Genomic DNA, 15,992 nt, shown 5'->3' on the forward strand with positions numbered 1-15,992 from the left:
GGCGTCCACAAAATAATTATCTTTCCCTGCAACGATTCCCGCCCAGCCGCTGTCTTATCCATGCAAACCAAATCAAAACAACATGAAAGCATATATTTTATCGGCCTTGCTAGCCTGCCAAACCATAGCGGCTATAGCGCAGGATAACGATGGCAAAACGCCATATCTAACTAAATCGCTGGCAAGCGATGCCATCAGCAGCGTTGTGGTAAATACATCGGCCGGTGGCATTGAAGTAAGCGGGCGCGCAGGGCAGGCGCCAAGGGTTGAGGTATACATCAGGGGCAATAACGGCCGTGATCTGTCGAAAGAGGAAATCAAAAAACGCCTTGATAAGGATTACGACCTGAGCGTAACCGTAACCGGCCACGAAGTACGGGCCATTGCCAAAAACAAGCACGAAAACCAAAGCTTCAACTGGAAAAAATCAATCAGTATCTCGTTTAAAATATTTGTTCCGCAACAGGTTGCTACCAATCTGAAAACCAGTGGCGGAGGTATCCGTTTAGATAACTTAAAAGGTAATGAAACATTTACTACCAGCGGCGGAGGATTGGAAGTCGACAGGCTTTACGGCACAATTAAAGGTATCACATCGGGTGGTGGTATCAGGGTTACCAACAGCGGCGATAACATTAACCTGCAAACCAGCGGCGGTGGTATCGAGGCCAAAAATCTGACAGGTAAAATCAGCCTGGAAACATCGGGTGGTGGGTTACGCCTTGAAAATTTAAAAGGCACCGTTAACGCCCATACCAGCGGGGGCGGTGTTGAGGGCAGCAGTATTGAAGGCGAACTGGTTACCAGCACCTCCGGTGGTGGCATCGACCTTAAAGGCATGAACTGCAGCCTCGACGCATCAACAAGCGCCGGAAGCCTGCGTGCGCAAATGGTTAAAGTGGGTAAGTTCCTGAAACTGGACGTAAGCTCGGGTAATATTGATTTACAGCTGCCGGCAAACCAGGGCCTAAACCTCGATATTCGTGGCGACGGTATTAACCAGCACCCATCAAAAATAAGTGGCTTTACCGGGCAGTGGGACAATGAACATATTAAAGGCACGGTGAACGGAGGAGGTGCGCCGGTGACAGCCGAAGCGTCGAGCGGTAACGTAAGCGTAAGGTTTAACTAAGTAAACAAACCAATCAACCATATACAGGAAGCTCCGGGTCGGAAGATCAGGGGCTTTTTGTGTTTAGTGAAAAATAACAGCTTTACTCCGGTTTTCAAAAAAAATGCATGAGCAATTGTGTTGCTTTATATGGTAGATGATTGCTGTGTATGGTATTGATGGTTAGGTATTTAAATGCTATTTTTTTAGGTTGTTGAGATAGGGTTTTTACTTTTAAAACAAATACTTGTGGCTTAAGGATTCAGGGATATTGAAGCAATAAACAATGAATAATATGCTCAAATAGTTGAATCCATTTAAGCTATTAGTTACGATTTTTACTGATTAGGTGTATCTTCATACGCCCCGACTTCAACCAGCATAAATGAGAAAACTGATAAGCATTCCTCCGGCCTTTAAACAATTTGGCGACCACCATTTTGCCAAAGAAAACTATTACTTCAGCTCGGACCCTAAAGAGGGCAAAGTTGGCTCGGGTGGCGGAACAGTTAATTTATTGTATGAAGCCAGTAAAGAGGAGAATGCTATAGGCCCGATAAATAATTGGTTACGCAAAGAGAAGCGGCTGATTATCCATGCAGGGGGCCAAAGCCGGCGTTTGCCGGCCTATGCGGCCGTAGGCAAAGTGTTTACACCCATGCCCATCTTTCGCTGGAAAAGAGGACAGCGCATAGGCCAAACGCTGATTGACCTGCAATTACCGCTGTATGAAGAAATATTGAACAAAGCCCCCAAAAGCCTCAATCACCTGGTAGCCAGTGGCGATGTGCTTATTCGTGCAGGGGGCGTATTGCCCGAAATTCCGGATGCGGATATTGTTTGCTTCGGCCTGTGGGAGCGGCCCGAGAAAGCATCTAATTTTGGTGTTTTTTTTGCACATAAAAGCTCGCCCAAAGAGTTGGCCTTTGCGTTGCAAAAACCCACAGCTCAAAAATTGCAGGAGTTGCAACCTAACTACCTGTTTTTTATCGATATCGGCGTTTGGCTGTTTAGCCCTAAAGCCATGGAATTGATGTTTGAGCGTAGCGGGTGGGATAAAGATAGTAACTCGTTTGCTGGCGGCATTCCCTCGTTTTATGATATGTACACAGAGTTTGGGCAGGCCCTGGGCAAAAAACCAACGTTGAAGGACGATGCCATCAATCAGTTAAAAGTAGCAATTGTGCCGCTCCCTAAAGGCGAATTTTACCATTTTGGAACCAGCGCCGAGCTGATAGAATCGACCGATAAGCTGCAAAACCTGGTGAAAAACCAGGAAGAGATATGGCATAATAAAATAAAACCCAGTGCCGACCTGTTTACTCAAAACGCGATCACCGGGATTGACTTTACCCGCGCAAACAATTCTATTTGGATTGAGAATAGTGATATTGCCCGCACCTGGAAATTGAGTAGTAAACATGTTATTACAGGAGCACCTGCAAATGATTGGACGCTTAACCTGCCCGAAGAAACATGTCTTGATTTTATACCCATTGGTAATAACGATGAATTGTGTGTAAGGGTTTATGGTTTTTACAACCCCCAATTACCCAAACGGGGAATAAATGCAAATAACGGTTATTCGGCTGCCGACTGGTTTAACGAGCCTGTTTACCCTGTATTTGATGCGGCAGATTTGAACAGTGAGGTGATACAGGACCTGATTGATAACCCATGTAATTACCAGGCAAAGGGAAAACGGTTAATTGCCGCCGCTGATGTTGCCGATGAAATAAACCTTTACCGCCAGTACGCCCAGCGTGAAACTTTTTTAGAAAGTAACCTGCAAAGTATGGCAGCTAACTGGAAACAATCTGTTTTTTATCAGCTTGATTTGAAGAATGCTGCCGGGATATTTAAAAATGCAAAGCTAACATTACCGCCTGCTTTACCGGATGACGCCCCGCTGTTAACGCGCCTGCACGACCAGATGTTCAGGAGCGAGGTGTTAGGTTCAAACGATCCATCCGCTGCCGCCTACGAGGCAAAAGCATTTGGATTGCTTGCCGAAACTATTGTTGATACGGCCAAAGCTGAACTTGCGGCGCCGCGGTTGGATGTAATGTCCGACCAGATAGTTTGGGGCCGCAGCCCAATCAGGCTCGACCTGGCTGGTGGTTGGACAGACACGCCTCCAAACTGCCTCATAAACGGCGGTAAGGTACTAAACCTGGCTGTTGAGCTTAATGGCCAGCCCCCGCTGCAGGTATTCATAAAACCGTCTGCCGAATATGTTATCACGCTGCGATCTATTGATTTGGGTGTAAGGGAGGATATAACCACTTATCAGCAATTAAATGATTATAATAATTCAGTCGGTTCGGCATTTTGTATTCCCAAAGCGGCGCTTTGCCTGGCTGGTTTTGTTCCGGAATTTTCGGCAAACAGGTACGGTTCGCTGATAGAGCAATTGAAAGACTTTGGTATGGGTATCGAGGTAACGTTGTTGGCTGCTATACCCAAGGGATCGGGCTTAGGCACAAGTTCAATCCTGGCAAGTACGGTATTGGGCACCTTAAGCGATTTTTGCGATTTGAAATGGGATAAATATGCCATCTGCTCGCGAACACTGGTTTTGGAGCAAATGTTAACAACCGGCGGCGGCTGGCAGGATCAGTATGGCGGTGTTTTTGGTGGAATTAAGTTATTGGAAAGCAACCCGGGTATTTTTCAAAAGCCCACAGTACGGTGGGCGCCCGAGTTTATTTTTACCGATGCTTCTGCAGCATCTGTGTTGTTATATTATACCGGAATTACCCGGGTAGCTAAAAATATCCTGGCCGAAATTGTGAAAGGGATGTTCCTTAACGGCAATGGCTATTTAAGCATTCTTGAAGAAATGAACCAGCACGCCCTTAAAACCTACGAAGCTTTCCAATACGGCAACCTGCAGCAAGTGGCCGAGGCTACGGGCATTAGCTGGGAGCTTAACCAGCGGTTGGATGGCGGTACCAATACTCCGGAAACTCAGGCTATTATTGATCGTATCAGCGATTATATCATTAGCTGTAAATTACTGGGCGCGGGTGGCGGTGGATACATGCTAATATTTGCAAAGGATGTGGCCGCAGCGGCAAAGGTGCGCGGCGCTCTTAATACCAACCCGCTTAATAACAGGGCGAGGTTTGTTGATTGGTCTATTTCGCGGGATGGATTTAAGACATCAAGGAGTTAATGTAAGGGTTAGCAAGGGGGGCACACTCGCACCCCGCCAAAATCCCATTAATTTAATTGCCCGGCTCTTTTGTCTTGCTGTTCATCAGCTTTCGCCCTTTGCTCAACACTTTTAACCGTTGCCTTTTTAGGGATATCGGCTGTGCTGTTTCATCGGCCTCATTATTATGGAGTCCATATGCAGCTATGATTTCTTTGCAGGATAGGCTGCCGATGATTGTGTTTTCTGCCGATGTAACTGCTACCAGTTCTGCGCTATGCTTTGCCATTAATTCGGCCGCCTGGCGTAATGATGTGTTGCTGTTTATCGTTAATGTTGATGGATGAACTATATTAGCGAGGGTTAGTTTGTCGGCCAGTGTATCATTATAAATATCGGCTAAATTGGCTGTACCTGTGTAATTGCCTTTTTTATCAACCACAATAAAATCATGGGTGTTTGTGCTGTCGGCCAGCAGCGTGGCTTTTACTTCACTAACCGTGTTTTGGGCGTTTAGTATAACAAAGCTTTTGTTCATAACATCAACTACAGATAATTTACTCAGCACATCGGGCTCAAATGAAACAGGAGTGACTACCCCTCTGCGGGCAATTTTTTCGGTCATAATGGTATTCTCCATTAAAAAGAACGATACCAGGTACGATGCTGTGCAAGCGCCAAGCAAAGGGAGTAAGGCGTTTGACTGCATGGTAGATTCGAGCGCGAAGGTAATGCTGGTTAAATATGCCCGTGAGGCACCGGCAAACATAGATGACATGCCCAGCAACGCAGCCATTGGTATGGTTATGCCCGAATTGGGAAAAAACATTAAAATAACCGCGCCGGTGATAGCCCCCGCCGCGCCGCCAATGGTTAACAAGGGAGCAAGCGTGCCGCCGGATGTGCCGCTACCCAGTGCAATTGCCCACGACAGAAATTTAAAAAAGCATAAACGCAAAATAAGCAGTAACGGAATGGTGCCCGATAAAATGCTAATGATATTATCATAACCCACACCCAATGTATGAGGGGCAAAATATCCAATTAAACCAACACCAAGGCCGCCTAAGGCAGGCCACCACATCCAGTGTATGGGGAGTTTATCAAACCAATCTTCAATTAAATAAACGATTTTGGTAATCCCTAATGATAAAAATCCGGTAAACAGGCCGATACCACTATAAATGGCTAATGCCCCATTAGATGGCACCGCTAAATTGGGCATAGGAAAAACCGGGCCCGGTTCAAATAACAGGTGGTGACCTGCAGCCCCCGTTATACAAGCCAGGGCGACCGGTAAAATAGATTTGGGCGAAAACTCAAATAAAAGCAACTCGATAGCCAATAACACCGCCGCTATAGGGGTGCCGAATATGGCCGACATGCCTGCGGTTGCACCGGCAGCAAGGATAACTTTACGCTCATTGGCGGTAATTTTTAATAGCTGGCCAAGGGTTGATCCTAATGCCCCACCGGTTGCAATTATTGGCCCTTCGGCACCGAAGGGCCCACCGGTACCAATGGCAATTGCCGATGATATGGGCTTTAGAAAAGTAATAGAAGGTTTTATTTTGCTTTGGTTAGTTAGTATTTGTTCCATGGCTTCGGGGATACCATGCCCCCTGATGGCTTTTGAACCATATAAGGCCATTAGCCCCACAATTATCCCGCCAATGGCCGGCACAGTAATAACCCACAAGCCCAGGTGGTTAGCGGCAGGGCTGTGGAAATGCACATCCAGCAAACCGTAAAAAGATATGTTGGTTACAATATTAATGAGGTATATAAGGCCCTTGGCTATAATGCTGATGGCTATTGCCACCGTAACAGATAATGCCGAAATATATAAGAGCCTGTTTTTTGTAGTACGGCTTAAGGTTAATTTATCCTGATGGCTATTAATGGCGTTTAAGGAAGGCGAGATGGGAATGCCTGTTTCTTTCTGTTTCATAATGAATATTACAGCCCGCATAATTATAAATGGGCGTCTATTTTATTGCAAAAGTAATATAAAATAGATTTTTTATGAAAAAACTTTACAATAAAACATTGCACATGCAATGTTTTATTGTAAAGTTTGTGGCGGAATTTATTAAAAACATTACAAGGATAGTAACATGAAAAAATTCAGTTATGCATTAATGGCGATAGGGGTTATCATCATTATTATTGGTTTTTTAACCTTTACCAATTTAAAAACAGTTAACGCGGTTGATTCACACAACTGGACAATTTACATTAATGGCGCAAAATCATTCCCATGGCCTGTGTTTGGCGGCTCGGTAATTGCCATATTAGGAATTATTTTTAACATGGCTACCTGGGAGCAGCCAAAAGGCCGGTACTTTTAATAATTTCGCACAGGCAATTTGCCAATATAAAAGGGGCATTCATACATGGCAAAAAGTAAAAACGTTTGTGATTTAAAAAGCTGCTTTTTGTGCATGCACTGCTTAAAAGATTGGATTCCGGCTATTGCGGCCCAGCGAAAAAACTATGTTGTAAAAAAAGGCGAAGCAATATTTAAAGAAGGCGACCCGGTTACAGGAATTTATTTTGTTTACGAGGGCAAAGTAAAAGTGCACAAGAAATGGGATGCCGAAAAAGAGTTGATATTGCGTTTTGCCAAAAAAGGCGATATTGTTGGCCACCTGGGGCTTGGCGATACAGGTTATTATCCTGTATCGGCTACGGCTATTGAGGCCGGCATAATTTGTTATATCAGCATGGATTTCCTGGAATCGACGCTGAACGTTAACAATAGCTTTGTAATAAAGCTTATGCGCTTTTTTGCTAATGAGTTGCAGGAATCTGAAAAGCGAATGCGGAACCTTGCGCATATGCCCGTTAAAGGGCGGGTTGCGCAGGCGCTCATCTCCCTCAAAAATAAATTCGGTATCAATGCCGATGGGTTTATTGACATCGACCTGAGTCGGCAGGACCTGGCCGCATTTACCGGTGCCGCATACGAATCACTGTTTCGCACCATTAATGATCTGGTTGAGGAAAAGATCATTGAAATAGCCGGCAAAAGCATATTTATTAAAAACGAGGGCTTATTGCTTAAACTGACAGAAGAAACAGGCGTGTAGGCGGTAACTTAACGCTGATACCTGCGCCATACCATAAACCACTTTTTATTGTTGGGATATTTGCGATGGCCGCTTACATTGTTTACCAGCAAAGCTACCAGCAGCAATACTATTGCGCCGGATAATACCGGGCTTAATACGTATAAATATCCCAATGCCTGTATTTTGGCCGAGCCAATGTTAGCAATCAGCGCTGTGGCTCCACCCGGCGGATGCAGCGTTTTGGTAATTTGCATCAATACAATGGCAACTGATACAGCCAGGGCAGATGACAGCCAAACCTCGTGCGGGATAAGCTTATGCATTGTTACCCCTACGATAGCGCAGATTACATGGCCGCCAATTAAGTTTCGGGGCTGGGCGAGAGGGCTGTTTACGATGCCATAAATTAATACCGATGAAGCACCAAAAGAACCAATAAGGAATAAATTATCTGAGGGGCTAAAGTATCGGTTGCTAAAAAACCCAATTAAGCCTATGCCCAGGAACGAGCCTATAAACGTCCAGAAATGCTCTTTATAATCAACCAGCGTCTCTTTATAAACAATGTAACGGGCGGTGCGAGCGTGGCGATGTATCCTTCTGATCATAATAATTGGTCGGGACAAAAATAGGCACTTTAAATTATGGCGCAATGGATAAATTAAAATCAGCAACCGAGGAGATAAAATATTTACTGAAAATTAAAAAGCCCCAGGCTTTTAATCCGGAGGCCATATCTAAAAGCACGTGGTTATATTAATTTACCCGCTCAAACCGCGCAGCCCAGCCACCGCCAGGTGCCAGTTTTACAGATAGCTTGTCTTTCGCGGTTACGTTAATAACGGTGTGTTTATAATCGGTAGCGTCCTTATCGGCATTTACGCCATCCTCAAATACAATGGCCTTATAGTTGCCATCGCCCAAAAATGCTAAATCGATATTTAAATCCCTCGCATCCCAGTTGCTCATGGCGCCGGCATACCAGGTGGTGCCTTTGCGGCGTGCAATAGCTACATATTCGCCCACCTTGCCATCAAGGGCAACGGTTTCGTTAAAGGTGGTAGGCACCGCAGCTATAAAATCGGTACTTTCCTGCTCTTTGGTATAAATGGTTGGGTTATCAGCCATCATTTGCAGCGGGGCTTCAAATATGGTATACATGGCCAGTTGGTGGCAGCGTGTTCCCTGGCTCATGGGGTTGCCGTTTACCGGGCGAAAGTTTGCTTTTGTGGCATTGCGCATAGCCCCTGGGGTATAATCCATCGGGCCGGATAGCATGCGGATGAACGGGATACTTACATCATAACCCGGGTGATTGGTTACACCCCATTTTACATTCTCCAGCCCTTTTACCCCCTCAAAATTCACAATATTAGGAAAAGTGCGCTGGATGCCGCCGGGTTTGTACATGCCGTGGTAATCAACAATCAGGTGATGGTCGGCAGCCTTTTGGGCTATGTCATATAGCGATGATACCATCTTCTGGTCGTCGCGGTCAATAAAATCTATCTTGAAGCCTTTAACGCCCATTTTGGTGAATTTGTCAAAAGCTAAATCGGTTTGGCGGGTAAGGGCATACCAGCTGGTCCACAAAATGAGGCCCACGTTTTTTTGTTTAGCATAATCAAGCAGTTCCTGCAGGTTAATCTCGGGCGAGATCTGGGTGAGGTCTACAATGCTCGACCAGCCCTCATCCAGCACCACATATTCTATTTTATTGGCCGATGCAAAATCGATATAGTATTTATAGGTTGGGTTATTAATGCCGGCCTTAAAATCAACGTGGCTGATGTTCCAGTCGTTCCACCAATCCCAGGCTACTTTGCCCGGTTTTATCCAGGAAAGATCGGTTAGCCTTGATGGCTCTGCAAGCTTTTGCACCATGTCGCTATTGGCCAGCTGCTTGTCATCGGTGCTGATAATCACCACCCGCCACGGGAAGCTGCGGGCACCCGTAGTTTTGGCAATATAATCAGCCCGGCCGTTCACCACGTAGTTCATATTGGCATAGCCGCCGGTATGTTCCACTGTAGGATATTGGGCAAATGCCCCTTTCAGGTTTTTGCTTCCCGAGCCATCGCCGGTTAAGTACATGCCGGGGTAGTTGTTGAGGTCTGCCTCTAAAATGGCTGCTTTTTTCGGAGTGCCAACATCAACCAACACGGGCAAAAATGCCAGTGTATCTTTTTTTACGGCAGAGATGTTGATGTTATCATAAAGTGCCTCAAAAGAGGTTGTCCATTTATCCTTGTTCCTAAAATCATTCACAAAAGGCAGATAAGCTTTATCATCATCCTTAAAATTGAAGTTGGCTTCCTCGTCAACAACGGTAATTTCACCCTTTTTTTGCGTGGTGAAGCGGTAGGCCACCCCATCGTCATAGGCACGGAATACAACCGCGTAATCGCCTTTAAAATTGATGATTAGTTGGTTGTATTGGTCATGAACCTTGTCCTTTTTATAAATAGGCGTGTTAAACCAGGTATCTGCCGATGATGTTTTGGCCGATTTTACAACCGCGTTTTTGCCCAATACCTCGCCGCCGGCTAAAGTCATCGATATAGTTGAAGGGCTAATAACTTCGGTATCCTCATGTTTTACCGACCAGCTGACAGTGGTGCCGGTGGTTATAGCTAAATCGATTTTTCCATTCGGCGATTTTATATGGTAGCTTTTTGCCGATTGGGCAAGTAGTGTGCTAACAGGAAGGCATAGGCAAAGCAGGAGTAAAAGTTTAGTCTTCATCACAAAGGATATTGCGGTTTAAATAGCAGGATTATAATAAGCCGAAGCTAAGCATAAATGCAGGCACTGCATAATGCATTCCTTACAAATTGTAATAAGAAAAAAGCAGCGGGAGTTCGTCAGGCGACGGGGATTGAGGGCTACTCGTAGCCCTGGTCGTACTCTTTATTTTTGGTTCGGAGACATTGCGCTGCGTTTAATAGGTGGAAAGTATTAAGTTGGTGTTAACCATCTTGAAATTTAAAACACTTATAATCAATTGTTTATTGGCTTATGCGGCTGAAATGTGTTAAGTTATGTTAACCCTCTTTACTTGCGTTTGCCCTGGCCGATCAATCCTAAAATTCGTGAGATTCCATTAAATTGTAATTCTGCCAGCAGATATTCGTGCCTGAGTTTTTATCGCTACGCAGGCCGTTAACAACGACACAGCATTGGCCCCCAAATTCGTTTTCTGAATTAAAAAACAAAAAATCCTTTCAATTCCCCCAAATTCTGATTACGTTTGAATTTTTTGTTGATGTAGCTTCTATTAATTTTTTATCAAAAGTTAATGCTACGAGTCGACAGTACAAAACCATGCCAGATTATTTATGCCATTGCAAAGCATGATTACCTTGGCTATGTAATTGAGCCACATATCGTTCAGCTTAACCCCAACGGCGAATTTTCATTAACCTACCAGCGCTTGTTTTCCAATACGGCAAAGGAGTTTATGCAATATATTGATGAGGTTGATATTAAGCTTATCAAGATTTTGGAGGAGATGGAGCAGGGCAATGTAATAAAGCGCTTTTATAAAAAGCCCATCCGCCCGTTTGAGTTTTTTGCCAAAATATTTAACGAAACCTTGTATGATACCATTCGCCCCAAGCTGGAGAAGCGGATGGCCGAAGCGCTGAACCTGCTGATGCAAACCGGCAAAAAGGTTTACCAGATGAGTAAAGAGGGCTATCCCGGAGAACGAAAGCTGCAGATAGCAACTGAGCCGGCCAGCGTACTGTTCCATTTCAGGCGAAATGAGGAGGAGATACGATATTTCCCTACGATTAAATACCAGGGAATGCGAATCGAATTCATGTTTAAAAATGCCGAAATCATTTGTAACCACCCGGCCTGGATGCTGCTTGACGATACCCTGTATTATTTTGATAAAGAGATAGAAGGTAAAAAACTGGTGCCGTTCCTGAATAAGCGCTTTATCGCAATCCCAAGGTCGTCAGAGCAATCCTACTTTGAAAAATTTGTTGCTCCGCTGATTGAGAAGCACAATGTATATGCCGAAGGGTTTACGATAAATACCGAAAAATATGATGCGCAGCCAATTATAAAACCTATTTATGTAGAGGGGGGCACATCGCAGCTGCAATTGTATTTTAAATATGCGGGCTATATTTTTCCTTACGGCGATGGACGTACGGTATCTGTAAGGATGGAGAAAAATGGCGACGATTACCTGTTTCATCGTATTAAGCGCTCGGCTACCTGGGAAAAGGGTAAAATGGCTCAGTTGGAGCAATTAGGCCTTAAAACGGTATCCAGCCTGTTTCAAAACCTCGAGGTTGATAATAAGCATGATGAGGATGCCGATCATTCCTTCTCGGTATTTGAATGGCTTAATCAGCATCATAACCAGCTAATAGAGCAGGGTTTTGAAATAGAGCAACCTGACGGTCAAAAGCGGTACGTTTTTGGAAACAGTAAAATAGACCTTGAAGTATCTGAAAATAACGATTGGTTTGATATTAACGCCATTGTTTGGTTTGGGCCATACCGCATTCCGTTTATCCAGCTAAGGAATCATATCCTCAACCATAAAAAGGAATTTATTTTGCCATCGGGCGAGATTGCTGTTATCCCCGAAAAATGGTTTTCGCAATATGGTAACCTGTTGCATTTTACCGAAGGAGGCAATGACTTGAGGCTGCGCCGCCACCATATAGGCCTGGTTAATGACCTGGCCGAAGGCGAGATGGCCAACGTTACCATGACCCGCAAGCTACAGAAGTTGACCAATTTTGAAGAATTGGAAGAAATAAATATGCCTGTAAACTTTCAAGGTAACCTGCGGCCTTACCAACAGGCAGGTTATAACTGGTTTCACTTTTTAAAGCAATACCATTTTGGCGGCTGCCTTGCCGATGATATGGGCCTTGGTAAAACAATACAAACCCTGGCCCTGCTGCAAAAACATAAAGAGTTTACCGAAGCAGAAGGCAGCAAGAGCACATCGCTGGTTATTATGCCAACATCGTTGATATACAACTGGCTTAACGAGGCGAAAAAATTTACACCGCAATTGAGGTTGATGGTACATACAGGTACATTAAGGTATCGGTCGGCAGATGTGTTTGCCAACTATGATGTGGTTATCACCACCTATGGCATCAGCCGGATAGATATTGAAATGTTTAAGGATTACTTTTTTGATTATGTGATACTTGATGAAAGCCAGAACATCAAAAATCCGTCGTCAAAGTCATTCCAGGCAGTTAAGCAACTCAAATCGCGATTTAAACTGATATTAAGCGGTACCCCGGTTGAAAATTCGGTAAATGACTTATGGACGCAGATGTCGTTTATAAACCCCGGCTTGTTGGGCAGCCAGCAGTTTTTCCAAAATGAGTTTGTAACGCCTATAGAAAAGAAAAAGGATGAGGATAAGGCGCGCAAGCTGCAGGCGCTTATTAAACCTTTTGTGTTGCGCCGTACCAAAGAACAGGTAGCAACCGAGCTTCCACCCAAAACGGAAACCTTGCTTTACTGCGAGATGAGCGAGGAGCAGGGATCGGTATATGAAAAAATAAAATCAGAATACCGCAACGAATTGCTGAAAAGCCTGGAGGATGGCACCTTTGCCAAAACCCAGATACAGGTATTGCAGGGGCTGATTAAGCTGAGGCAGATAGCCAACCACCCCATCATGATTGATAAGGATTACGAGGGCGATAGCGGAAAATTTGAAAACGTAGTACACACCCTGGCCAGCGTGTTGGATGGCGGGCACAAGGTGTTGATATTCTCGCAGTTTGTAAAGCAGCTTGCCATTTATCGCGAACACCTGGAACGCGAAGGAATATCATATGTTTACCTTGATGGCGGTACTCAAAACCGCGGTGATGTGGTTAAACAATTCCAGGAGGATAAAAAGACAAGGGTTTTCCTGATCTCGATAAAGGCAGGCGGGGTAGGCCTTAACCTAACGGAGGCCGACTATGTGTTTATTCTTGACCCCTGGTGGAACCCTGCTGTTGAACAACAGGCCATTGATCGTACCCACCGCATCGGGCAAACCAAAAATGTGTTCATCTATAAATTCATCACCAAGGATTCTGTTGAAGAGAAGATACTTGCCCTGCAGCAGCGCAAATTAAGCCTCAGCCGCGCTTTAATTACCACCGAGGAAAGTTTTATTAAATCGCTTACTGCGGATGATATAAAGGAGATATTGGGGTAGGAACCCCAGATGTGCAGGTGTGCAAATTTTAGATGTGCAGATGGAAAATTTTGGATGTGTATACTTCAGATTATTTGATTCGGATAAAGCATAAAAAAATAGCCTCTCAATTGTTGAAAGGCCATTTTCTTTTTCATCATCTGCACATTTGCATATCTGAAATTTGCACATCTGACTAAGGTTTCACGCTTGTGAACTTCGACCCTAAACTGATGTAATCAGTCATGATCTGGCCTACTTCACGTTTTACAAAGTCAAGGTCTTCATCTTTAGGCCTTTTATCCCCCTTTTTAAGCGCAGGCAGGCCCAAGGCTACGCGGCGTAGGTTATTACGTTCCAACGCTTTTTGCTCGTCGGCATCACGTTCTTTCTTAAGGTCGGCTTCATTTAAGGTTACACTGCCTTCGGTATTGTGTTTTTTAAAGTCGGCGATATCTTCAAGCATATACTTGTAGCTATCGCTTGTTGCCATACGTTGCTCATGCATTTTTTTAAGCTGTGGCAATACCGCCGTAAAATCGCCTGCTTTGGTAAAATCGCTTTTTTCTATCACATCAAAAGGCATAGCCGATGGCTCGGTATCCTCGCCATATTTATCCAAAGGAATTAATGATGGAAACTGGATATCGGGCATAACACCTTTATGCTGGGTTGAATTGCCACTAATACGGTAAAATTTAGCTATAGTTAAATTTAACTGGCCATAAGTACTCTGGCTGCCGGTTGATACTTTCATCTTTTTTGTTCCGGCAACATTTCCAGCTAAATCTTTTATCTTATCACGTATTGGCGAACCCAGTATCCTATCGAGGTCAATGGCGTTTTGTACCGAGCCTTTACCATAGGTTTGTGTGCCCAAAATTAATCCGCGGCCATAGTCCTGTATAGCACCGGAGAAAATTTCTGATGCTGAAGCGCTAAAACGATCAACAAGTACTCCCAACGGACCTGAATAAGTAACCGATGGGTCTTCATCTTTCTCTACATCCACCTGATCTTTAGTATCACGAACCTGTACTACCGGGCCCGATTTGATGAATAAGCCAGTAAGTTCAATAGCCTCCATTAACGAGCCGCCTCCATTTTCGCGTAAGTCGATAACTACGCCATCAACATTTTCCTGTTTCAGGCTATCGAGCAATAATTTAACATCGTGGGTAGTACTCTTATAGTTTGGATTACCTGCCTTGTAATCGTTATAATCGATGTAAAATGCGGGAATAGATATTACGCCTATTTTAACAGCTTTACCATTACTGTTATAATTACGGATCTCTTTTTTGGCCGATTGGTCTTTTAAAATGATTTTTTCGCGTACCATTTCTACAACTTTGGGCTTGCTGCCTGCGCTTGCCCCTGCAGGTAAAATCTCAAGCTTTACCGTAGTACCTTTGGTTCCACGAATTATGGCGATAGCATTTTCAACCCTCCAGCCAACTACGTTCTGAAATTCGCCTTCTTTGCCTTGTGCAACACCAACAATGCGATCGTCGATGGATATCTGCTTGCTTTTATCAGCAGGACCACCCGGTACTATCGATTTGATGGTTACGTATTCGTTTTCAACTAACAGTGAGGCACCGATACCTTCTAACTGGCGAGACATTTCGATATTGAAATTAGCTGCGTTTGAAGGGTTAAAATAGTTAGTATGCGGATCGATAGCCTCGGTAAAGGCATCCATGAAATATTGAAAAACGTCCTGGTTGGATAGCTTATTTGCTTGCGACAATAAGTTTTCGTAACGTTTTTTCAGTACTTCTTTATTTTTTGCCATGTCCGGGTTGGCTATTTTCAGGTTCAGCAGGTCGTATTTAACGCGCTGCCCCCACATGTCATCCATTTCGGTTTGATTGGCAGGCCATGGCAGTTTATCCCGATCATACACAAACGATTCTTTTTTATCAAAATCAAAGCTTTTGTTTAATCTGGCTAACGAGTAGTTTACATGCTCGATGTATCTTTTCTGAAACACGTTGAAAATATAAAAAGCATCATTAAGGTTACCTGCTTTAATGTCATCATCAAGCACTGTTTTGTACTTTTCAAAGTCCTTAATATCCGAGGCTAAAAAGTAACTATGGTTTTCATCTAATGATTTGATATACCGATCGTATACAATTGCTGATATTGAATCGTTTAGTTCAACTTTTTTATAGTTGTAATTGGTAATCAGTTCGGCAATTTTTTTGCAGACAATACTCTGTTGCTCATCTGGCTCCAGGTCTGATGCTGCAACTTTAATTGGTTTTGATGGCGATGCCTTACATGCAAGTGCAGCAGCCAGTAATACTAATAAATATACTTTCTTAAACATATTTTTTACTGTAGTTAAATCGGGAGTGGTGTAAAACATCAATACTTGTGCCTAATAATAAATTATTGCTAATGTAAAAAAAAGAGACAGTCAAAATGCTGTCTCCTAATAACAATAACAATTATACGATA

Annotated in this window: 9 protein-coding genes; 5 read left to right on the plus strand and 4 right to left on the minus strand. The window is 43.9% G+C overall.

Annotation, left to right across the window (positions count from 1 at the left end; all coding sequences use genetic code 11):
• Nucleotides 1-82: 82 nt before the first annotated feature.
• The gene (locus tag PQ469_RS30645) at nucleotides 83-1,132 is read left to right on the plus strand and encodes a DUF4097 family beta strand repeat-containing protein (protein WP_274211042.1); all 1,050 of its coding nucleotides are present in this window, start codon (nucleotides 83-85) and stop codon (nucleotides 1,130-1,132) included.
• A gap of 364 nt (nucleotides 1,133-1,496) precedes the next feature.
• Complete coding sequence (locus PQ469_RS30650) at nucleotides 1,497-4,289, plus strand: bifunctional fucokinase/fucose-1-phosphate guanylyltransferase (RefSeq protein WP_274211043.1); 2,793 nt, start codon at nucleotides 1,497-1,499, stop codon at nucleotides 4,287-4,289.
• 52 nt (nucleotides 4,290-4,341) lie between these two features.
• Here PQ469_RS30650 and PQ469_RS30655 read toward each other — a convergent pair whose 3' ends face one another.
• Nucleotides 4,342-6,219, minus strand: a complete 1,878-nt coding sequence (locus PQ469_RS30655; RefSeq protein ID WP_274211044.1) for a chloride channel protein — start codon at nucleotides 6,217-6,219, stop codon at nucleotides 4,342-4,344.
• A 166-nt stretch (nucleotides 6,220-6,385) separates the two neighbouring features.
• Between PQ469_RS30655 and PQ469_RS30660 the strand changes: the two genes are divergently transcribed.
• Both PQ469_RS30660 and PQ469_RS30665 read left to right on the plus strand, forming a co-directional pair.
• Nucleotides 6,386-6,619, plus strand: coding sequence for a hypothetical protein (locus tag PQ469_RS30660; RefSeq protein ID WP_090638907.1), 234 nt, complete (start codon nucleotides 6,386-6,388; stop codon nucleotides 6,617-6,619).
• A gap of 93 nt (nucleotides 6,620-6,712) precedes the next feature.
• The gene (locus tag PQ469_RS30665; RefSeq protein WP_274211045.1) at nucleotides 6,713-7,360 is read left to right on the plus strand and encodes a Crp/Fnr family transcriptional regulator; all 648 of its coding nucleotides are present in this window, start codon (nucleotides 6,713-6,715) and stop codon (nucleotides 7,358-7,360) included.
• Between the two features lie 8 nt (nucleotides 7,361-7,368).
• On the opposite strand, the gene PQ469_RS30670 is transcribed toward PQ469_RS30665, so the two are convergent.
• Both PQ469_RS30670 and PQ469_RS30675 read right to left on the minus strand, forming a co-directional pair.
• Nucleotides 7,369-7,950: an HPP family protein gene (locus tag PQ469_RS30670; protein WP_274211046.1), complete on the minus strand. Its 582-nt coding sequence runs from the start codon at nucleotides 7,948-7,950 to the stop codon at nucleotides 7,369-7,371.
• A gap of 148 nt (nucleotides 7,951-8,098) precedes the next feature.
• Nucleotides 8,099-10,087 (minus strand): retaining alpha-galactosidase, encoded by a 1,989-nt coding sequence (locus PQ469_RS30675; RefSeq protein ID WP_274211047.1) that lies wholly within the window; start codon nucleotides 10,085-10,087, stop codon nucleotides 8,099-8,101.
• Between the two features lie 553 nt (nucleotides 10,088-10,640).
• Between PQ469_RS30675 and PQ469_RS30680 the strand changes: the two genes are divergently transcribed.
• Nucleotides 10,641-13,544, plus strand: coding sequence for a DEAD/DEAH box helicase (locus PQ469_RS30680; protein WP_274211048.1), 2,904 nt, complete (start codon nucleotides 10,641-10,643; stop codon nucleotides 13,542-13,544).
• 175 nt (nucleotides 13,545-13,719) lie between these two features.
• Here PQ469_RS30680 and PQ469_RS30685 read toward each other — a convergent pair whose 3' ends face one another.
• Nucleotides 13,720-15,861 carry a carboxy terminal-processing peptidase gene (locus PQ469_RS30685; protein WP_090641594.1) on the minus strand — a complete coding sequence of 714 codons (2,142 nt, stop codon included), beginning with the start codon at nucleotides 15,859-15,861 and terminating at the stop codon, nucleotides 13,720-13,722.
• Between the last annotated feature and the right edge of the window lie 131 nt (nucleotides 15,862-15,992).

The organism is Mucilaginibacter sp. KACC 22773 (assembly GCF_028736215.1).
Lineage (GTDB): Bacteria > Bacteroidota > Bacteroidia > Sphingobacteriales > Sphingobacteriaceae > Mucilaginibacter.

Coding starts and splice junctions, on each gene's coding strand:
- PQ469_RS30670 (WP_274211046.1), bottom strand. CDS start 7,950: ATGATCAGAAGGATACATCGCCACGCTCGCACCGCCCGTTACATTGTT.
- PQ469_RS30650 (WP_274211043.1), top strand. CDS start 1,497: ATGAGAAAACTGATAAGCATTCCTCCGGCCTTTAAACAATTTGGCGAC.
- PQ469_RS30665 (WP_274211045.1), top strand. CDS start 6,713: ATGCACTGCTTAAAAGATTGGATTCCGGCTATTGCGGCCCAGCGAAAA.
- PQ469_RS30680 (WP_274211048.1), top strand. CDS start 10,641: ATGCTACGAGTCGACAGTACAAAACCATGCCAGATTATTTATGCCATT.
- PQ469_RS30655 (WP_274211044.1), bottom strand. CDS start 6,219: ATGAAACAGAAAGAAACAGGCATTCCCATCTCGCCTTCCTTAAACGCC.
- PQ469_RS30685 (WP_090641594.1), bottom strand. CDS start 15,861: ATGTTTAAGAAAGTATATTTATTAGTATTACTGGCTGCTGCACTTGCA.
- PQ469_RS30660 (WP_090638907.1), top strand. CDS start 6,386: ATGAAAAAATTCAGTTATGCATTAATGGCGATAGGGGTTATCATCATT.
- PQ469_RS30675 (WP_274211047.1), bottom strand. CDS start 10,087: ATGAAGACTAAACTTTTACTCCTGCTTTGCCTATGCCTTCCTGTTAGC.
- PQ469_RS30645 (WP_274211042.1), top strand. CDS start 83: ATGAAAGCATATATTTTATCGGCCTTGCTAGCCTGCCAAACCATAGCG.